18 protein-coding genes and 1 pseudogene are annotated in these 20,488 nt (G+C 50.8%); 12 read left to right on the top strand and 7 right to left on the bottom strand.

Translation table 11 applies throughout. The features are described from left to right. Positions 1–2: 2 nt before the first annotated feature. The 6 genes from ACO0LD_RS06940 (at position 3) to ACO0LD_RS06915 (ending at position 5,139) form a co-directional block, all read left to right on the top strand. A complete protein-coding gene (locus ACO0LD_RS06940; RefSeq protein WP_423005105.1) occupies positions 3–377 on the top strand; it encodes a hypothetical protein in 375 nt (124 codons plus the stop codon). After that, a complete protein-coding gene (locus tag ACO0LD_RS06935) occupies positions 374–1,351 on the top strand; it encodes a dienelactone hydrolase family protein (RefSeq protein ID WP_423005103.1) in 978 nt (325 codons plus the stop codon). Before ACO0LD_RS06940 ends, ACO0LD_RS06935 begins: the two co-directional genes overlap by 4 nt. 275 nt (positions 1,352–1,626) lie before the next feature. Next, entirely contained in the window at positions 1,627–3,159 is a 1,533-nt protein-coding gene (locus ACO0LD_RS06930) for a COG3014 family protein (protein WP_423005101.1), read from the top strand. A gap of 23 nt (positions 3,160–3,182) precedes the next feature. Then, on the top strand, positions 3,183–3,584 hold the full coding sequence (locus ACO0LD_RS06925) for a YcfL family protein (RefSeq protein ID WP_423005099.1): 402 nt from the start codon (positions 3,183–3,185) through the stop codon (positions 3,582–3,584). A 54-nt stretch (positions 3,585–3,638) separates the two neighbouring features. Next, the gene (gene lpoB / locus ACO0LD_RS06920; protein ID WP_423005097.1) at positions 3,639–4,253 is read left to right on the top strand and encodes a penicillin-binding protein activator LpoB; all 615 of its coding nucleotides are present in this window, start codon (positions 3,639–3,641) and stop codon (positions 4,251–4,253) included. Between the two features lie 46 nt (positions 4,254–4,299). Continuing rightward, on the top strand, positions 4,300–5,139 hold the full coding sequence (locus tag ACO0LD_RS06915) for a hypothetical protein (protein ID WP_423005095.1): 840 nt from the start codon (positions 4,300–4,302) through the stop codon (positions 5,137–5,139). A gap of 134 nt (positions 5,140–5,273) precedes the next feature. Here ACO0LD_RS06915 and ACO0LD_RS06910 read toward each other — a convergent pair. The 3 genes and pseudogenes from ACO0LD_RS06910 to ACO0LD_RS06900 form a co-directional block, all read right to left on the bottom strand. Further along, positions 5,274–6,904: pseudogene (locus ACO0LD_RS06910) on the bottom strand (alkaline phosphatase D family protein). Positions 6,905–6,989: 85 nt separating this feature from the next. After that, positions 6,990–7,346: a hypothetical protein gene (locus ACO0LD_RS06905; protein WP_423005093.1), complete on the bottom strand. Its 357-nt coding sequence runs from the start codon at positions 7,344–7,346 to the stop codon at positions 6,990–6,992. 143 nt (positions 7,347–7,489) lie between these two features. Next, complete coding sequence (locus tag ACO0LD_RS06900; protein WP_423005091.1) at positions 7,490–8,161, bottom strand: energy transducer TonB; 672 nt, start codon at positions 8,159–8,161, stop codon at positions 7,490–7,492. A 435-nt stretch (positions 8,162–8,596) separates the two neighbouring features. On the opposite strand from ACO0LD_RS06900, the gene ACO0LD_RS06895 reads away from it, so the two are divergent. The 4 genes from ACO0LD_RS06895 to ACO0LD_RS06880 all read left to right on the top strand — a co-directional run bounded on the left by ACO0LD_RS06895 (position 8,597) and on the right by ACO0LD_RS06880 (position 12,504). Continuing rightward, positions 8,597–9,238, top strand: coding sequence for a response regulator (locus tag ACO0LD_RS06895; RefSeq protein WP_423005089.1), 642 nt, complete (start codon positions 8,597–8,599; stop codon positions 9,236–9,238). An 88-nt stretch (positions 9,239–9,326) separates the two neighbouring features. Further along, complete coding sequence (locus ACO0LD_RS06890; protein ID WP_423005087.1) at positions 9,327–10,856, top strand: ATP-binding protein; 1,530 nt, start codon at positions 9,327–9,329, stop codon at positions 10,854–10,856. A gap of 108 nt (positions 10,857–10,964) precedes the next feature. Continuing rightward, entirely contained in the window at positions 10,965–12,086 is a 1,122-nt protein-coding gene (locus tag ACO0LD_RS06885; RefSeq protein ID WP_423005085.1) for a heavy metal-binding domain-containing protein, read from the top strand. A gap of 145 nt (positions 12,087–12,231) precedes the next feature. Continuing rightward, positions 12,232–12,504, top strand: coding sequence for a hypothetical protein (locus tag ACO0LD_RS06880; protein WP_423005083.1), 273 nt, complete (start codon positions 12,232–12,234; stop codon positions 12,502–12,504). 107 nt (positions 12,505–12,611) lie between these two features. On the opposite strand, the gene ACO0LD_RS06875 is transcribed toward ACO0LD_RS06880, so the two are convergent. Continuing rightward, positions 12,612–14,369 (bottom strand): ABC-F family ATP-binding cassette domain-containing protein, encoded by a 1,758-nt coding sequence (locus tag ACO0LD_RS06875; RefSeq protein WP_423005081.1) that lies wholly within the window; start codon positions 14,367–14,369, stop codon positions 12,612–12,614. A 296-nt stretch (positions 14,370–14,665) separates the two neighbouring features. Next, a complete protein-coding gene (locus tag ACO0LD_RS06870) occupies positions 14,666–15,556 on the bottom strand; it encodes an intradiol ring-cleavage dioxygenase (protein WP_423005079.1) in 891 nt (296 codons plus the stop codon). A gap of 191 nt (positions 15,557–15,747) precedes the next feature. Here ACO0LD_RS06870 and ACO0LD_RS06865 point away from each other — a divergent pair, with 191 nt between their 5' ends. Together ACO0LD_RS06865 and ACO0LD_RS06860 are read left to right on the top strand one after the other, a co-directional pair. Further along, a complete protein-coding gene (locus ACO0LD_RS06865; protein WP_423005881.1) occupies positions 15,748–16,437 on the top strand; it encodes a response regulator in 690 nt (229 codons plus the stop codon). Positions 16,438–16,439: 2 nt separating this feature from the next. Then, positions 16,440–17,708 carry an ATP-binding protein gene (locus ACO0LD_RS06860; protein ID WP_423005879.1) on the top strand — a complete coding sequence of 423 codons (1,269 nt, stop codon included), beginning with the start codon at positions 16,440–16,442 and terminating at the stop codon, positions 17,706–17,708. A gap of 46 nt (positions 17,709–17,754) precedes the next feature. Here ACO0LD_RS06860 and ACO0LD_RS06855 read toward each other — a convergent pair whose 3' ends face one another. Both ACO0LD_RS06855 and ACO0LD_RS06850 read right to left on the bottom strand, forming a co-directional pair. Continuing rightward, positions 17,755–19,131 (bottom strand): ATP-binding protein, encoded by a 1,377-nt coding sequence (locus ACO0LD_RS06855; protein WP_423005077.1) that lies wholly within the window; start codon positions 19,129–19,131, stop codon positions 17,755–17,757. Next, positions 19,128–20,462, bottom strand: coding sequence for a sigma-54-dependent transcriptional regulator (locus ACO0LD_RS06850; protein WP_423005075.1), 1,335 nt, complete (start codon positions 20,460–20,462; stop codon positions 19,128–19,130). The genes ACO0LD_RS06855 and ACO0LD_RS06850 overlap by 4 nt, the downstream gene beginning before the upstream one ends. Positions 20,463–20,488: the final 26 nt, after the last annotated feature.

Raw genomic sequence — 20,488 nt, 5'->3', positions numbered from 1 at the left:
GGATGGTTGCCAGTATTGCTGGTATTTTGTTGTTACTGGTTGCCCTGTTTCAGTTATGCCTGGCATGTGGTGCGCCCTGGGGCGGTTTGGCCAAGGGTGGCAAGTATCCGGGTAAATTGCCATTTCGCCTGCGTATCGCTGCGCTGGTCCAGTTGGTCTTGTTGGCATTCATCGCACTGATTATTTTTATCCGCGCTGGCATGATGTTGCCAGATTATCTGGATAGCTCGCGTATGGCGATCTGGGGTGTTGTCGTTTTCATGTCAGTCAGCAGTATGTTGAATCTCATCACTCCCAGCAAATGGGAGCGCAGAATCTGGGCACCCGTGGTCCTGCTTTTACTGATATGTAGTGTTGTCGTCGCTGGTTCAGCATGAAGTTTAATTTCAGATTTTTTCTCAGCTTCATCAGCCTGGCATTATGCTGCCTGCTATCTGCTTGCAGCGTGAACGAACTGCGGCGTGACAGTGTAGCTGTGCATGTGAATCAATTTCAGTTTGGCGACGGTGGTAAAGCGATCTACTTTGAGATGGATAGAAAACCCTGGCAGCAACAAGATGCAGATGCGCCAGTGGTCAACGCGATCTTTGTAATTTCTGGTTCAGACTGTGTCAGCATGGGGCCATTTTTGCCACAGTATTTTTCTGGTCTTGAAGGTGAGTCTGGCCGCACACGGATTTTCATCATGCACAAGCGCCATATCTTGCCTGGCTCGAATGGAGCAAACTGTGGTGTAGCCTATACGCGTGCTGATCATCCTTCACGCTGGCAAGCGGATCAACTCGAATTCATGCGTGCGCAATTGGCTGTCTTGCAAACGCAAGCACGGACACAAGCGCAAACGCCGCAACGCCTGATCATTATGGGCATTTCTGAAGGGGCAGAACTGGCGCCGATACTGGCGCAGCAAATACAAGCAACTCATCTGGTTTTATTGTCACATGCGGGCATGAATGCGCTGGATGTGTATGCTGCACTGGCGAAGAAAAATCCTGCGATGCTACCCGCCTGGCAGCAATTACAGACTAGCTTGAGTGTCACGCCAATTGATCAGGATATGGTTCGCATACATGGTCGCAGTTGGCGCTATTGGTCAGAAATTGCTGCCATTCCACAAACTGCTAATTTGCTGGCTTTGGACATACCGATACTGCTGGCCGTAGGAGATGCCGATCCGGTTATTCCTGACAATGCGATTGACAGGCTGCAGCAGCATTTTCAGGCGGCAGGAAAGCTCATTACCATACGACGCTTCCCGGATGCCGGTCACAGCCTCAACGCAAAGGACAAAAACTATTTGCCAGATTTTATGCATCAGATTGACCTCTGGTTATTGGAAAATAAGCAGTGAGTAAACAGGGGAATAAGCAGGGAAATAAGCAAGAAAATAAACCGGAAAATAAGCAGTGATATGAATTACTGTTAATGCACGGCAATTCATATCGAAACAGTATTCTATTTCCCTTATTTCATTACAACTAGTTACAAGAACTTCGACTTTGTAGCAGTTAATGCTATGACAAAAATACAAAGCATTACTATACTTACCGTCTATGCGTACGTGTGGATATTTCCATGCGTGCGTTTTGCTTTTCACCCTACAATTGCTCCCCGATAATGATAACTATGCGCCTATCCACCTTTACCCTGACACCTATTGTTGCTGCACTTGTGCTGACGGGTTGCGTGACTACGCCTACCCATGACAGCAAGGTTGCTGCTTCACTCTCAGTTGCAAAATCTGGTCAGATTGATGAAGCGATCAGACAGGTAGAAGCGCAAACACAAGGCGCCAATAAAGCTGATTTGCTGTTGAATCTGGAAAAAGGCGAATTGATGCGCGTAGGCAAGCGTTACAAGGATAGTCTGGACGCCTTTGACGTCGCCGATACCAAAGTAAAAATCTGGGAAGAAACTGCCAAGTCATCACCACAGAAACTGATGGGCCAGATCGGTGCCACCATCATGGGCGATGCCAGCCGTGATTATGAAGGTCAGGACTATGAAAAAGTCATGTTGACCACGCGCATGGCGATGGACCGTTTGAACCTGGGTGATCTGGATACAGCCCGCGTAGATATCAAGCGTACGCATGAACGCGAAGCTGTGATCGCAGAATTCCGCTCAAAGGAAACGGCAGAAGCAGAAAAAGAAGCCAAGGATAAAGGCGTAAGTTCTACCGGTAAGGAATTAAACGGCTACCCGGTTGAAACCCTGAATGATCCTGAAGTATTGAAACTGAAAAACGGTTACCAAAATGCCCTCAGCCATTATCTGGCAGGCTTTGTCTACGAAGCCCTGAATGAACCTGGCCTGGCCGCCCCTGGCTACCGCAAGGCAATTGAGTTGCGTCCTGATTTGCCGGTGCTGGAAGATGGCTTGAAAGGTCTGGACCAACGTACCAGCTTCCGCCGCAAAAAAGGCGTGACCGATGTGCTGTTCATTATCGAGGCTGGTAATTCACCTGCGCGCCAATCCAAGAAAATCGCCTTCCCTGTGCCAACGGGCCGTGGTCTGGTGACCATTTCTTTCGCATTCCCGGTGATTTATGCTGATCCGAATGCACCAGTGATCAATAGCATCCGTGTTGGCAATCAAGTACTGCCAACTGCGCTGGTGACAGACTTTAACGTCATGGCACGCAAGGCATTGAAAGATGAATTGCCAGGCATTTACACCCGTGCTGCTGTACGCGCTGTGACCAAAGGTGTAGTGCAGGATCAGGTCAATAAAAACTTTGGTGCGCTGGCTGGCCTGGCAGCCAACCTGGCTGTGGTGGCGACTGAAAGCCCGGCAGATGACCGCATGTGGCGCAGTTTGCCATCGCGTGTGTTTGTTGCTCGTGCATTTTTGCCACCCGGCGACTATGATTTGAATTTTGGCAATCGCGGTGATGCGGGTAAGATTACGGTAGATGGCCGCTACATGGTGGTGCCTGTGCGTATTTATCAGGACAAGACTTACTTGGGCGACCTGGCAAAATTTGGCAACATTGCACCTGTGGCGCAAGTACAGGATGAGCCAGAAGTCAAAGCTGTAGAAGCCAAGCCAGCAGCAAAGGGCAAATCAGCAGTTAAAGCAAAACCTGTCGCGAAAGCCAATGCAGCGACCAGTACTAACACCAGTACGAACAATACTGCTGGTACCAAATCCAACTGATATTAGAGGATAGAAGAGGATATATGAAACTGATTTCCAAACAATTTGCCGCATCCACCGTTTTGCTTGCCGCTTGCTTTACTACTCCCGTCTTTGCCCAGGATATTCCTAACGCATCTTCTCCTGGTATTGCTGCCAAATTGATGGTGCGTGGCAAACTTGAAGGCGTACAAGTGACTGACCTGCGCTCGCAACGCAAAAACGATGTCCTGGTGGTGCAGGCCGAGATGGTCAACCTGACCAACCGTGACGTGCGCGTGTATTACCGTTTCCGCTGGACTGATGCAGCAGGCATGCAGGTCGGTGACGGTGAAGTCTGGAAACCATTGATGATATTGGGCCAGCAAAGCCAGTTCATCAAGAGTACAGCCTATGGCCCACAAGCGACAGATTTCAGAATCGAGCTGAGTGCAGAGCCACGTTAATCATCATTCGCAACAAGCAAAAAGAAGTAACAAGATTATTTTTAAGGAGTACATATGAAACGCATTTCCTCATTGTCCAAAAGCTGCGCCCTGGTGGTTTTGCTTGGCCTCACACTGACTGCCTGCCAGACCAGGTTGTCACAGCCTACAGTCAGCCTGGCTCGCCAGACAACTTATGGCGACACCAAGGCAGTTGAAACTGTCACCAATGAATTTGGTTCTACCGATCTGCAAATGATCGCAGAAAAAATGGTCGGTTCCCTGCTCGAAGACCCGGTACTGGCAAATCGCCCGACCATGACTTTGACTGGTGTGCGTAACAAGACCAGCGAATACATCGATACCAAGTCCATCATGAATACCATCCAGACTGCACTGGTGAAAAGCCGCAAGGTGAAATTCACCCGCAGTGCAGACGAGATGCAAACAGGCGTCGATGAATTGCAGCGTCAAAATCAAAGTGGTTTGTACAAGGCGCAGGGTAAGGCCAAAGTCGGCAACATGAGCGCCGCCAAATATTCCCTGGAAGGCGAAATCGTTTCCATCGTCAAGCAAAGTGCCAACACCAAAGACGTGTTCTACAAAATGACTTTGAAGCTGTATGACATTGAAGACGGTTCCATTGAATGGCAAGACGAAAAAGAAATTCGTAAAACTTCCAAGCGTTAATTTCGGACGTCATTCTGAAGCGCTAATCTCTTAAAGAGGCAATACGATGTTGAATCTGAAAAAACTGATGGCAGGCTTGTTCTGCTCTGTAGCGGCATTTTCTGCCAGCGCAGCTGAACAAAAAATTACCATCCCCAAAATTGCGGTGACTGACCTGACTTATGAAGAAAAAGTCAGTGAATACTTCCGCGTAGTGTCTGCTTCCAGCAAGAGCAGTGTCAAGGGTAGCTATAGCGAACGTGAAACCGATCGCAGCTATTCACAGCGTGGCAATATCAATGCCAAGAGCGAAAGCAATTACTACGAAGCGGAAGGTTTCTATACCTATATCGACCGTGGTGAATTGAAGACTTACACCGCTGACCTGAAAGGCGCACTGATCAAGGGTGGTGGTGTTTCCCTGGTACAGGCACGTCCTTATGTTGGCAAGCCTATGGAAAAAATTTACGACATCATCGGTCGTATCAAGCAGGGCATGTACCCGGGCGCTGATTATGTCTTGTTTGGCACTGTGAGTAATATCCAGTTCCGCCAGGAAAGCAACCAGCTGCAATACGGCAACTCCATGACAGCCAGCCTGTCGCTGGACCTGGTTGCTGACTTTAGCCTGATCAATACCAAGACTTATGAAGTCAAGGCGGCTTTTAGTGCCAGCGGCTCTGGTGTAGATACCAAGATCATCAGCCGTGCTGGCGACCGCGTCGTCTTCAGCCGTGGCAAGGTCATGCAAGAAACTTCCCGCAGCCTGGCTGACGCAGCTTATGATGAACTCTTGGTGCAGTTCGGCGCACCGCGTGGTGCCAACCGTGGTCAGTATGGTCGTGGGCAAAATGGCCAACCTGTCGTACCAGTACAAAATACTGAACCGGTGACTGTGTATAAGTAATCGACTGGCAGTAATCTTAGTAAACAAGTGTCAATAAGCAAGTTTCAATAAGCAAGTTCCAATAGCAAAAAGCCTGGTGTTTTCACCAGGTTTTTTGCATTTTTAAATACGAGATTGGTCGCACTCATAGCCTGTCAGGCTTCTGGCTGGATATCAACTTTATATAAATTCTTGCCGTCGATATCATGAATGGACACTGTCATCGCTTTGGTCTTGGCATCAATTTTCGCTATGCCAAAGAATTGCAGCAATTCTGCCGGTGAGCGGTTTTGTTTCATGCCCTGTGGCACGCTGACATATTTCACATCGGGTCCAAAGGTTTGATCGACTTCATTCGGGCCAAAGGTGCCAGCATTCAAGGGGCCGCCGACAAATTCCCAGAAGGGTTTGAAGTCGGTAAATTTAGCTTTCTCCGGCGTGTAATAAGTCGCCGCTGCATAGTGGACATCGGCAGTGACCCAGACCACGTTCTTGATATTGTGTTGCTTGATGAATTTGAGTATCTCGGCAATTTCCAGTTCACGTCCCAAAGGTTTGCCATCTTCACCGTTGGCCCAGGCTTCATAAGTGCCTTTGGGTACATCAGGGTTCAGGTCAGGTACGACAATCGAGATGGGCATGTCGCTGGCGATGACTTTCCAGGTGGCGCGTGAACGTAGCAGCGCCTGCTTCAGCCACTGTAATTGTGGCTTGCCCAGAAAGGCCGAGTCTTCATTCAATGTTGTTTGCAGATTCGGTGAATTCTTGCCACGGTAACTGCGCTCATCCAGCATGAACACTTCCAGCAAGGGGCCGTAATTGAACATGCGGTAGATACGGTCTGGATCGTGTTGGTCTATGCGATAGGGATTGTATTCAAACATGGCCCTGCGTGCATTGGCCGCCAGGGTATTCAAATCACGCTGCTGGTAACGTTTTTCTGCTTCGCCTATCTGCTGACCCGGATACCAGTTATTGCGTACTTCATGATCATCCCATTGCACCAGGAAAGGTACCTCTGCAGCAAAGCGGCGCTTGTTGGCGTCCAGGAAGTTGTAGGCAAAATTGCCGCGATAATCGTCCAGGGTTTCTGCTACCTTGGACTTGGCTGGTGTGGTGATGTTATTCCACAGACTGCCATCGTCAAGTTTGACTTGTGCCTGTATGGGGCCGTCAGCATAAATCTGGTCACCTGAATGGATAAAGAAATCAGGTTGAAAGCGGCGCATGCTTTCATAAATGCGGTAACCGCCAAAAGCTTCATTGATACCCCCCAGCCCTGGCCAGCTTCATCGCCAGAAAATGCAAATGTGATGTCGCGTTCTGTACCGCCCGGCAAGTGCAAGCTGCCTTGCACTGTTTCACTTACTGCAGAAGGGTTTTGCACATCCTGGAAACGCACGCGGTAAAAAGTGCGCTGGCCCGCAGGCAAACCGCTGAGATCTATGCGGGCAGTGTAATCCGTGCTGGGCAATGCCAGTGGGCCGGTGAGGCTATGGGCATTCTTGAAGGCGTCATTATTGGCATATTCAAGCAACATGCGCGCGGGTCTGTCAGTACGGCTCCAGATGATGGCTTTGTCACGGGTGATGTCGCCACTCATGACGCCGCAGGGCAATTGTGGGCGCAACTTGTCTGCAGTGATGAGTGAAGGTGAGGCAGTTTGTGCGCGTGCTATTTTGGGCAGGCTGGTCGCTGCGATAATGGCAGCAGCACTGGCGCTGGCATTGCACAGGAACTGGCGGCGTTGCAGTTCACTCTTGCCTGGCTTGTGGTCCTTGGACATGGCTTTTTCCTACGAAAACTTTAGATAGCCTTTATTCTAAAGTGCCAGTGTGACCAAGGCATGTCAACACAAATGCCATGATGATTTAGCTGGCTGCCAGCGCCGCGACAAATAAGTCATCATCTTGCCTGCGCTTGCGAAAGTCAAAAACAGTAGCGACTGTCACCACCAGCATGCCCGTTGGCAGCAGCCAGGCGCACATCAGGATAATCCAGCCCAGGTAGGGCGAGCGGTCAATAGTGCCATGATAGGGTGTAAACGCAGAGGTACTTGCTGCAGTCGTGGTGACTGCATGATGCTGGATATCGACCATGAGTACAGGTAAGTCTTCTTCGTTTTTTATCGCGGGAGGCACAGTAGCCGTTGCGTAAGAAGTCAGTACCATGCTGATAAAAAAGCAGAGGGCACGAAAATAGCTGGCGTGACTGTATTTGCGGTGCATGGTTTGCTCGTCATTGGTAAAAGTGGCAGTTCAGATTTAAAAAAACTGCCTTGCCTGTCGCAGGTGCCGGACGACAGGCAGGCAGCAAAACGGGAAAGCGGGAAAGACATCGGGAAGACATGCCTTGTTATTTCCCTTCCTGATTAATCTATCTTCCAGACATACTGCACCCTGGTCCAGCTTTGCTGTGCTACGCCATCGATGGTACCGGGCGTGAAGCGACACAGTGACAGAGCCTGGCTGGCTGCTTTGTCGAGATTGCGAAAGCCGCTGCTGCCTTCCGTCTTGGTTTCAAGCACACGGCCATCAGTACCTATCAACATGGCGAGGGTGACTGTTCCTGCATCACCACTGCGCAAGGCACTGGCAGGATAGACAGGTTTTTCGCAGCGGCTCATATCGACGACGGCTGCTACATGGACCGGGCTCTTTACAGCTTGAGTGCCTGTACCGGTACCGCCACCCGACACGCCTGTGCCTTCAATGACTTTCCCTGTATTGCCGTCATCGGTTTTGCCACCACGTACTACAGGAGGGGTAACGGATGGTGGATCATCCGGTACCACTGTCGGAGGCGCGATAGGTGGATTTATGGGGGGGGCCAAAGTCTGAGGTGTAGTTGGAGGATGATCGGGTTCTACAGGTTTGATTTTTTCAATTTCGTGAACAGACTCGGGTTTAAAAAAAACTGGCGGGCTGATTTTGATTTTCATGCTGCTTAACAAGGCCGCCAGCAAGGCCACGTGCAGCAAGGCGACGACACCCAAACGTGACATGCGCTTGAAGGGATGTTGTTGGTTTTGTGTAAATTCCATTTTGTTCTCCAGGTTTGGGGTCAGGCCAGGCATGGCGAACCGCGCATGCCGGGGACTAGCTTGGAGATGCATCAGGTGGTGCCATCCATTGCTTGTAAAAGCAGGTGAATTGGCATTGATGTGCAATCCATGTGCTTTACGATAGCAATAAAAATGTCACTTGAAAAGTATTTTTATTGATTTATTTAGGATATTTAATTTCTTTGTTGGTGAAATGGCGAGGACTCTCTGCATTTTTCATTGTTGAAAAGTAATAAATTTACGCCCTCCATGTGTAGCTTTTATCGGTGCTGTAATGGGTAGCAGGTCTTAAATCTTGGCCCTCACTTCATAGAGCGTGCATTTCATTGCCTCCGATGATGCAATTGCTAGTGAAAAGCATTACTATTGCGTTTAATAAGTAAAAATTCTGCTAAATAATAAGGTGTTGTAATTATGCAAAATGGCATACGGGTATTGTTGGCTGATGATCATCCCATCGTGATGACAGGTTTTGCCATGTCGCTAGGCAGCCTGGGGATTAGCGTGCTGGGCCAAGCCAGAACACCGCAAGAAGCATTCGAGCAATATGCTGCCTTGAAGCCGGATGTGGTGATACTGGACATACGCTTTGGTGCAGACTTGACCGGTCTGGATGCCGCGCGGGACATCCTGGCGCAATTTGCGGACGCAAAGATAGTCTTCCTCAGCCAGTTTGATCAGGATGCTTTGATCAAGGAAGCTTATCGCCTCGGTGCAAAGGCCTTTGTCACCAAGGACTGTGATCCGGCTGATCTGGCAACGGCAGTGCAGCGTGCACATCAAGGGGAATTGTATTTCCTGCCTCAGATCGCGGAGCGTCTGGCGAATTTGTCGGTGCGTGGGGATGAGTCGCCACAATCGCTATTGAATGAGCGTGACCTGGAAATTTTCAAGTTCATGGCAGAAGGACTGACCAATGCCGAGATTGCCGAGAGACTGGACCTGTCGCTAAAAACCATCAGCAATGTCAGCCAGGCCATCAAGGAAAAACTGGGGGTACACAGACCTGCCTATATCACCAAGCTGGCAGTCAAGCATGGGCTGATTGCACCGTGATGCTGTCGCATTCACAAATGCAAGTGCAAACATTGGCAACAGCATTGGTTACAGCATTGATATCTACGCTGATCAAGGCAGCGTCGCCATGAATTTTTCCGCCTTGCTCTGGCGCAACTGGGATTTGCGCTCGCGCCTGTTCCTCATCATCATGCTGCCAGTGATCTACATGTTTTGCTCTGTGGTCTGGTATTCCTATCAGTCCCGCTTGCAGGAAGGCAAGGCAGAGTTGCTGGAGCGTGCCTATGTGGTCGCCACTGCCCTCGCTGAAAGTGTTGAGTACAATCTGCTGACCAAGAACCTGCCCGGCCTGAAAAGCACCATGACTGATGTCATGCTGTCAGATCGCAGCATCGCCAGGATAGATGTGCTTGATACAGACAAGAAAGACATCCTGCACATTATTTCTACTGAAAAAATTCAACAAGCGGAACATTCCGTGGAAGTACCAGTCAGACGTCAACTGGTGTGGGTGAATTTGTTGAGAGAATCCAAAACCGCCAAATCAGGTGTATTGCCTTTGACGACTGCCAGCACAGAAAGCAAAGACGCCGATATGCTGGGTTATGTCAGGGTCACCATGTCAGCCACGCGCATGTTAAACAAACATAGCCAGCGTTTCATGTTTGAACTTGCCATGAGTGCACTGGCTCTGTTTGTCAGTGCGGTGCTGGCGGTGTACCTGGCATTGAGCCTGACGCGGCCTTTGCAAAGATCCATAGAAACCTTGCGTGAAATACGCGAAGGTGATTATTCGAATACGCTGGAAGTGACAACGGGTGGCGAGATAGGTGACTTGCAGATTTCCATCAATGCCATGTCGATCAGTCTGCAACAAGCTAAACAGGATCTGGAAAACAAGGTGCAGGAAAGAACCCGTGATTTGATGGAATCGCGTAATGAGGCTTTGAAAGCCAATGCAGAAAAACGCAAGCTGATACAAAAAGTCCATAGCATTGTTGAAGATGAGCGCAAGAGTATTGCTATAGAAATTCATGATGAATTGAATGCTTCATTAATTGCCGCCAGACTGGAAGCTCAGCGCATACAACATCTGGCTACACAGATAGAAGCCGGCGAAGTGGCTGATGTCGTGGGAGGAGAAATTCAGGAGCGTGCCAAAGCCATCACCAAACTGACGCTGGATTTATATGCCAATGGCCGCAATCTGGTGCGCCGTCTGCGGCCTGAAGTATTGGATATGCTGGGTTTGCAAGGTGCAGTCGAAGACATGCTCAGACATTACAACAGCAATGTGCCAGGCTGCCAGTTTCATTTTGACAGCGATGGGGATTTTTCCAGACTCGATAGCGGGCTGGCGATTTCTGCCTACAGGATCATACAAGAGGCTTTGTCGAATGTCATGAAACACGCCCAGGCTACGCAGGTGGAAGTAGCATTGAGTATGCTGGAAGAGCAAAAGTGTTTGCAGATAGAAGTCAGTGACAATGGCAGGGGTTTCGACATTCATCATAGCTCAGCAGGCATAGGCATCACCGGCATGCGTGAACGTGTGGCGGCCTTTAATGGCGAAATTGAATTACATTCTTCAGTCGAAGACGGGACACAAATCACGATCAGCTTGCCTCTGCTAAAAAGTACTACTGCACTTACATAGAAGTGCCGAAATTTATTCCAGATGCCATCGTGATTTGAAGTAGTTTTGTAAAAATATTTTGGCGTAGTCAGTATCCTAATTAATATTTATATCCAACAGGAAAATCGCATGACGCAAGTAACCGGACTGTCAGGAAATGAGATATTTTGCCTCGCTAAAAAGAATATGCGACCAGGTGAAATTGTGATCGGCAATAGTGTCAATTCCATGGGTTTTCTGGGCAGTATTGGTGCTGGCGTGGGTAATATACTTGGTGGAGAGATCGCACAGGTTACATCAGTGATACATGATGGACGGGCCAATGCATTTTCCAGGATGGTGCGCGAAGCTGTCCAGCATGGGGCTGATGGTGTAGCAGGGGTCACGAGCGAATTGCGCTCCCTGAGTGGCAAGACAGAATTTCTCTTTGTCGGTTCTGCAGTCCATGTGCCTGGCCACAACAAGGAAATATTTACCAGTGCTGGCGATGCACAGGAATTGTACTGCCATATGGACGCAGGTTATCAGCCTTTGCAGCATGTGTTTGGCAATGTCGCTTATTCCATGGGCATTGGTGGCAGTATCCTGGGATCCCTGAAAACCCTGGTGCGCGGTGAAGTCAGGGAGTTCAGCGATATTTTCAATGTAACGCGGCATGTGGCACTTGCGCGGCTGGTTAAACAAGCCAAGGAAAATGGTGCCAATTCTGTCGTAGGTATTCGCACCACCATAGAAAAATGGATGGGCGTGCATGAAATGCTGATGACCGGAACAGCGGCATTTAATAGTGAGTTGCCACAGTGGGCAAGTCAGAGTCCTGTTACCAGTGATATGACGGGTGAGGAATTGTGGGCCATGACCAGTCTGGGCTTTGCGCCAGTCAAATTACTGATGTCAACTTCGATTTATTCCCTGGGCTTGATTGGTGGTTTCCTGGCAACGATCAAATCGATCAAGAAGGGGGAAATCAGTGACCTGACGACACTCATCCATGATGCCAGGGTCAACGCGGTAGACAGATTGAAACGTGAAGCCACAGAGATAGGCGCAGACGAAGTGATAGGTGTAAAAACTTATATTGCAGAGATAGGTAATGGTCTGGTTGAGTTCATGGCAATCGGCACGGCAGTCAAAAAAATCAGTGGCATGTCGGTCAAAACTGCGACATTGCCAGTACAAGCCATTATCCGTGACCGCGATACCTGGATAGATGGGGAATTTGGCATTTCACTTGATCGACAAAGTGCGTGACGTCTATTCCATGAATAGTCATGAATAGAAAAGACTTTACAAAAATTGCAGCGACAAGACGGTTGGAAAAATATCCCGCCTTCCTGTCGTCGCGTACTGTACCAGTCCATGTTTTGATGGCTGAGTTCTAAAGGATATTAACTATATGAAGCCCTTGCTCAGGACTGTGCTTGTCATCGTCACCTTATCTGTACTTGCCGGGTTTGCGATAGTACAGGATAGGTTTTCTGGTTCTGCCAAAGCTTACTTTGTTTTCTTTGTCGCATTCATCGCCTTGGCTATCTGGATATTCACCAGCGTATTTTCCAAGAACCTGCGCCCGGATGAAAAATTAATTGCCTGTCCTAAATGCAGGATGCGTACGGACAGTTTGAGGAGAGAATGCATGTGGTGTGACCAGGGATTGCCAGATAGTTAAAAAAATCGGAGCACAATACCGGTTTTGCCCGGTATTGCCCAGTATTGCGCTCCGATGAATTAAAAAATGGCGGGAAAAGGAGCCTGTAAATAAAAGCGTTCCAATACTTATTCCAGACCCAACAAGCTATTCAAACTGTCCATCTCCTTACGCCAACTGGCTTGCTGCTGCGCTTTTTGATGTCTTGGCTTGCGTGCCAGATCAGCTTGCAGTAAAGCTTCCACTTCGCAGAGTCTTTGCAATGCCAGTTCCATGTCATTGAAAACAATGTCGCTAGTTTTGAATGGAATTGCCGCTTGCCCCGAGAGCCTCTCTTGCTGGTCCTGTGACAGGGATGGCTTGTTCTGCAAACACTGATAGGCGCTTTCTGCATCCAGCCATCTTTCCAGGCGACCATCCTGTACCACCCAGAATTCCTGGCAGCTTTGTTCTATCAAATCCCTGTCATGGGATACCAGCAAAAAACCGCCGGCAAATCCTGCCAGTGCTTCTGTCAATTCCTGCTTGCCCTGCATGTCCAGATGATTGGTCGGTTCATCCATAAACAGCAAGTGATAGCTGGCCAGTGAGAGTGCCAAAAATAGCAGGCGCGCTCTTTCACCACCGCTCAGCGATGCCACTTTTTGCTGATGACGGTGATACGGGAAGCCTGCCGAAATCAGTGCCCGCTTGCGCGCCAGCTCTGTCCTGCCAGTGTCAGAGCCAGCGACAAAGGGATATAGCGCATCAGGCAGGCTGGCATCGCTGTTCAGTTGTTGCAAAGATTGGTCGTAATAACCTATCTGTGCTGCCGTATGCCAGCGTATATGTTCAGAAATTTGTCCTGATAATATCGCTTGCCAGCATTGCCTGAGCAGGGAAGATTTGCCCGTGCCATTGGCGCCCAGCAAAGCGATCTTGTCGCCTGGCCGTATACCAAATTGTTCGAGCTTGAACAGGCACTGCAAATCGGGTGCAGCCCTGACTGTCAGGCTATCAAGTTGCAGCAAATGATTGGCAGCCGATTCCTTGCCATGCAATTGCAAAGTCCATGGCTGGCCTTCGGTGACTGTGGTTTGTTCTTCCTTGAGCCGGTCTGCGCGTTTTTGCATGGTCTTGGCTTTGCGTGCCAGTTTTTCGTTGTCATAGACGCTGCCCCAGATGGCCAGACGCTTGCTGCTGGCAGCTAAACGGTCTATCTCTGATTGTTCGGCTTCACGCCTGGCTTGTGCGGCTTCATCCGCCAGTGCCAGCGATAGCAGGGCTTCGGAGCAGGGCTGGTCGAAGCAAGTGATTTGCCCGTCACGCAAGATCCAGCTTTGTCGTGTCACGCGGTTCAGCAGGCGCTGGTCATGTGATACCAATACGAATGCGCCTTTCCAGTTCAGCAAAAATTCTTCCAGCCATAGCAGCGACGGCAAGTCGAGATGATTGCTGGGTTCGTCCAGCAGCAAGAGATTGGGATCGCGTAATAAGGCACGGCCCAATAGCAGGCGGGTATGTTGACCACCGGATAAAGATTGCACCGGTACCTCAGCAGTGGCTGCATCTATGCCAAGTTCGTGCAAGAGGCTGTCGACACGCCAGTGCAATTCCGGCACGTCGTTGATGGCATCCAGCATGGCATCGTAGAGGCTCAGTGCATGCAGCGCGGGTGGCAAGTGTTGCTCTACATATTGCAGGCGACACAGGCGTGCCATCTGTATGCTGCCGTTATTGGCACTGCGTTGTCCTGCCAGCAGTGAGAGTAATGTGGATTTGCCACTGCCATTGTGACCTATCAAGCCTATGCGCTGGCCGACTTGCAGGGTAAAGTTAAGGTTCTGGAATAAAACGCCGTGGCTGGTGTCCAGTTGTAATGCTTGTGCAGATAATAAGGTAGTCATGCTCTTGTCTTTGATTTGGGATGCAAACATCCACGTCAACAGGAGCGCTAACGATAATGAGCCGAGAACAGGCCCGGAGGGTGAGTGAGGTAAAGTGCTCTCGTCTTGTTATCGCAGCGCGATGAAACTAGGACAAGAGCTGGCAAATATACCAAAGTTAGATACGCACCAGACGGCGTATTTAATTAAATCCATGTTTCCTCCTTTCATAAAAAAGTTGAGGAGTTGGTCAGAAGCCCGATTCTATTGAAATACCGGGAGCAAGGCAAGATGCCCATACTCCCGTGATTTCAAAACTACACAGATATACCAACCGTCAAAGTCACGACATAGCCGAGTGTTGCACTGCCGGTCACAGTGACCATTTGCAGGCTGGTACCATCGCTGAAAACATTATCAGTTGCATACGTGATTTGCGCAAGATTGCGCACGCTGGCGGTGTAGCCAGTAGCCTGATAGGCTTCATTCAGGGTGGCCATGGGGAAGGTGAATTGTGAAGTCTTGACCTTGTTATTGGCACTGCTGATCTTGGCGACGCTGGGGTAAACCTCAAAATGCACATGCGGTATACGTCCTGAATAACAGCCGGGAAATATCGTGGTGAAGCTGACACTGCCGCTGCTATCCGTCTCCTGCACGCCACGCAGGTAGTTTTCAGCGGTGATGCCGGATGAATACATGGAATAGTTGCCATCCCTGTCACAATGCCAGAGGTAGATGGCATAACCGGCCAGCGAGGCACAGCTGGTTTTGGTATTCACCAATTGCAATTTGATGGTCAAAGGCACACCCGCTGCCACACCGCTGGCACCAGCTATACTGGAGCGTATGTCACTACGCACGATGCCCGACAAAGCGAGCGCATTGGCAATACTTGCGCCATTGCTATTGCTGCCGTCACCTGGATACGGCCCGGCCGTTTCTTCTGGAATGATGCTGCAGCTTGCGGTACTGGTGCCGGTTGTCGTTCCTGTACTTGTGCCAGTTGTTGTGCCGGTAGTGGTCCCAGTCGTGGTAGTAGTGCCAGTGCTGGTAGATGAAGTCGTGGTGGCATCACTGCCGCCACCGCAGCCCAGTAAAGTTGCAGCGCCGCCAACTGAAATCCAGCGCAGCATTTGCCTGCGTGAGGCGGCTGCCTGCATCAGGGTATGAAGATCGGTTTCCAGTTGATTTGTATGCTTGTCCATGATGTCTCTCCTTACAGTTGGTGTTGCTGCATTGTGTCGCGGCGACTTGTTAAGTGCAGTAAAGCAAAGGTAAAGTTAGGTAAGGATTTTGTGTCATCACAGAAATGCGACTGTAAAAGCAGGTAAATTTGCCCAAGTGTAGCGATGGCTTTGCTATCATCGATTCTATAAATTCTTTTCTCTTTTTCGATATGACCAAGGTATTGCTCGCAGACGATGACGTGGAACTGGTAGGCATGCTCAAGGAATATCTTGAGCGTGAGGGCTTTGTCATTACTACAGTACATGATGGTGAGCAGGCCGTAGTGGAGGCGTTATCTGGCCAGCATGCGATAGCCGTGCTGGATGTCATGATGCCGCGCATGAATGGTATCGATGCTTTGCGCCGCATACGTGAACATAGCCGTATGCCTGTGCTGATGCTGACAGCGCGTGGCGATGACGTGGACCGTATCATCGGTCTTGAACTGGGGGCCGATGATTATGTGCCCAAGCCTTGTACTCCGCGCGAGTTACTGGCCAGGCTCAGGGCCATCTTGCGTCGTACCGAGAGTGGCATGAATGCAGACCAGGACAGGCAATGCCTGGTTGTTGGAGCCTTGCAATTATGGCCAGGGCAGCGGCGTGCAGAATGGAATAATAAAATGCTGGACCTGACCAGCACCGAATTTACCTTGCTGGAATTGCTGGTAAAAAATGCCGGGCAAACCGTCAGCAAGAATGAATTGTCCGAACAGGGGCTAGGTCGGCCACTGGCCAGATTCGACAGGAATATCGATGTCCACCTGAGCAGCATACGCCAGAAAATCAGCGCCTTTGCCGATGGCCGCACCGTCATACAGACCGTGTACCGCCAGGGCTATATGCTGACGCGCGAGTGACTATGCTGAAACTGGGGCGATTGTTCTGGAAGTTCTTTTTCTTCATCTGGCTGGCACAATTGACGGCGATCGCTGGCATCAGCATCACCTTCTGGATTAAACACAGTAATGAAGAAATGGTTAAATCGGCAGTAGCAGAACCAGCTGCCGGCAAGCCGCCGCATGAAGACTGGCGCGGGGTTGGAACTGGCCCTGGGCCTGCATCCAAACGTGGTCCCGGGCCAGAGTCAGGACCCGGATTTGGACCTGGATCAGGCTCAAGACCGGATTTTCCTGATGGTGCCAGGCCAGACCGCCCGCCAGGCGAGCCTGGGCAAGCGCCCATGGGTATGCGCAAGCCACCACCACGTGATGGTGCCGATTCACGTGCCTTTATTCCCATGGTAGTCGCTTTGTTCGCCAGTCTTTTGTTTGCAGCCCTGATGGCCTGGTATATGTCCAAACCCATACGCAGACTGAGTGAGGCCTTTCATGAGCTGGCCGGTGGTAAGTTGCAAACGCGCATAGGGGATAGCATGGGAAAGCGCAAGGACGAATTGACCGAGCTGGGGCGTGATTTTGACCGCATGGCCGAGCAACTGACAGGCTCCTTGCAAAACCAGCGCCGCCTTTTGCATGATGTTTCTCATGAATTGCGTTCACCGCTGGCACGCTTGCAGGCTGCGATAGGCCTGGCGCGCCAGCAGCCGGACAAGGCAGAAGAATACATGGTGCGCATGGACAGGGAAGCCGTACGCATGGACAAACTGGTGGGAGAAATCCTGACCCTGTCGCGACTGGAAGCCGGCGCCAATGCAGGGCAAGACCTGATACACATGGATGAATTATTTGCCGACCTGACCGACAATGCCCATTTTGAAGCGAAGACCGCAGGCAAGGCTTTCAAGACGGAATTTTCTGCCGATGAAATCAGCAAGGTCTGTGTATTAGGCCGTTATGAATTACTGCATCGCGCCATGGAAAATGTCTTGCGCAATGCCATCCGGCATACCCGCCCCGACACCGCCGTGACCCTGCAAGCCGGGGTGAAAGACAATCAACTGTATATCTCCATACTGGATGAAGGTCAGGGTGTGCCGGAAGCTGAATTGCAGAGCATTTTCCAGCCTTTTTACCGTAGTGTGCTGGCAGAACAAAGCAGCGAAGGCTATGGTCTGGGTCTGGCGATTACCCAGCGTGTGATACAGGCACATGGTGGCAGCATCACCGCCAGCAATCGCCGCGCGGCGGGTTTGTGCATGTTGATGATCTTGCCAATTGCATTTGCCTAAGAACCCGATCACGCTCACGCAAGCGCAGTAAGGTTGTAAACAGGTTCTAAGATGGTAGTGGCAGGAACAGGCTGACAGTCAAGCCGCCGCCTTCACGGTTTTGCAGGCTGATCCTGCCGCCATGCGCTTCTATGATTTCACGCACCAGTGCCAGACCGAGGCCTGTACCGCTGCGTTTGGTGGAATAGAACGGGATCAGGGCATTCGACATCACCGTGTCTGTCATGCCGCTACCCCTGTCCATGACTTCTATGCGTATTAAGCCTTGCAAGTTGCGTACGCCAAGGCCGACTTCATCTTCCCTTGAGCCGGATTCATGGGCATTCTTCAATAGATTCAGCAAGGCATGTTCCATCTGCGCACGGTCCAGGTTGATGGCTTCTTCTGGCAAATTGTCGATGACGGTGAAGATGACTTGTGACTTCAGGCCTGCAATAAAACTATCCCAGTGCGTACTCTCCAGCCGGGGTGTTGGTAACTTCGCGAAGCGCGCATAACCATCAATAAAACTTTCCAGATGGCGGGTGCGTTCTTCTATGGTGAGTAAAATACCGGGCAGGCGCTCGGTCTGGCCACGGCTGACCAGCACCGCAGCAGAATTTGCCAGTGAGGCAATCGGTGCCAGGGAATTATTCAATTCATGGCTGATAACGCGTATGACTTTTTTCCAGGTCTGCACTTCCTGGCGGCGCAATTCCACCGTCAGGTGGCGCAATAAAAATAATTCATGATGACGGCCATTCAGACTGAAGTGGCGACGTGCCAGATGGTAGACCTCTTCCTCTTCTTCCGGATCTTTGGCGGCCACGGTGAACAGGCCGTCGCCACCTCGCAGTATGGCTTCGCGCAAGGAGGCCGAGACTTGCATCATCACTTCATTAAAGCTGAAACCTTCCAGCTTGCGTCCCTGGTTCAGTAATTGTCTGGCAGCGATATTGGCAAACACGATGGGGCCACGGTCGGCCACCAGCATCATTGCTACCGGTGTATTCTGTACCATGGTATCAAGCAGCAATTCGCGCTGCACCAGATTCAATCTCTGCTTGCGCAATACATCACCCAGCGCATTGTGGGCTTCCACCAGTTCACCCAGTTCATCTTCCAGGGGCCAGTGCACGCCGATAGAAAAATCATTGTCCTGATAACTGATAACCGTGCCCGCCAGGGTATGGAACAAACGTATCATGGCTTGCAACTGGCTTCGTAACAGACCCACGCCTACAGGCAAGATGATCAACAGGCTGAGGCCGATAGCCAGCCAGACTTGATCTGGCAGCAAATACAGCATGAGCATGCTGATGACTACTGCCAGCACCAGTATTGCCGCCATCAACAGACTAAGGCGTGTGAGCATGGAAAACAGCGGGCGCTGATTGCGCTCTTTATTTGGCCCGCTGTCTGGTGGAGGCACCTGGTCTGTCATGCGCTGCGGCTGATGCCCAGCCTGTCCATACGGCGATACAGGGCCTGGCGGCTCAAGCCCAGTTCTGCTGCGGCTTGTGCCACCACGCCATGGGCTTTTTGCAGGGCGCGTTCTATGGCTTCCTTGTCCGGCTCTTGCTCATTGACCCAGCTATTTGCCAAGGGCAGGCCCAGATCTGCTGGCATGATTTCGTTTTTTGCCGCCAGCAGGCAGGCGCGTTGCATGACATTTTTAAGTTCCCTGACATTACCCGGCCAGGCATATTGCACCAGTGCCGACGCTGTACTTGGATGCAGGGTCTTGCCATTGCTGAGGAAATATTCCGCCAGCGGCAAGATGTCGCCCGTGCGTTCTGCCAGTGTGGGTAAATGTAATTCAATGACGTTCAGGCGGTACAGCAAATCCTGGCGGAAGCTGCCAGCCCTGATCATGGCTGGCAAGTCAGCATTGGTGGCGCTTAAGACGCGTACCTTGACCTGTCTTTCCTTGTTTGAGCCCAGTCTTTCAAAGCGCCCGGTTTCCAGCACACGCAATAATTTCATTTGCCCGGCGAGCGGCAGGTTACCAATTTCATCGAGGAACAGGGTGCCGCCATCTGCTGCTTCAAACTTGCCTTCGCGCGCCTTGCTGGCACCAGTGTAGGCTCCAGCTTCGGCGCCAAACAGTTCTGCTTCTATGAGTTCGGCTGGCAGGGCGCCGCAATTCAGTACCACAAAAGGACCGTCCTTGACGCTGGAATTGGCCTGTATGATTTCTGCGATTCTTTCCTTGCCTGCGCCATTCGGCCCAGTGATCAAGACCGGCACATCGGCGCGGGCTACCTGGCAAGCCATGCCCAGTACCCGCTCGGTGGCAGCATCATTCCACACCAGATTACAGAGATTGAATTTTTGTTCCAGCTCGCGTTTTTGCTTGCGTTCGCGCTGCAGCCTTTGTTGCAGGGCGCGGTTGCTTTGTCCGAGTTCGATCAGATTCCTGACCGTGGTCAGCAATTTCTGGTCATTCCAGGGTTTGCCCAGATAATCAGCAGCACCTGATCTGATCAGTTCCACGGCTGCATCCAGATGCGTCCAGGCTGTCAGCAAGATGACAGGCAGGTCGGGGAAGCGTTTGCGTATTTCAGTGAACAAGGCACGGCCTTCATCACCAGAGGTGGTGTCTGCCGTGAAGTTCATGTCCTGTATCACCAGATCTATCGCCTGATGCTCCAGCATCGCCAGACCCTGTTCTGGCGATGTGGCGCACACCGCATCAATATCATGCAGGGAAAACAGCACTTCCAGTGCCACCGCGACGGTGGCGTTGTCATCAATAATTAATACGGTAGGCATTGTCAGTGTTTGCGTTTTCAAGGCTT

The organism is Undibacterium sp. Ji83W (assembly GCF_049340385.1).
GTDB lineage: Bacteria > Pseudomonadota > Gammaproteobacteria > Burkholderiales > Burkholderiaceae_D > Undibacterium.
This window is presented reverse-complemented; position numbering and strand designations above follow the sequence as displayed.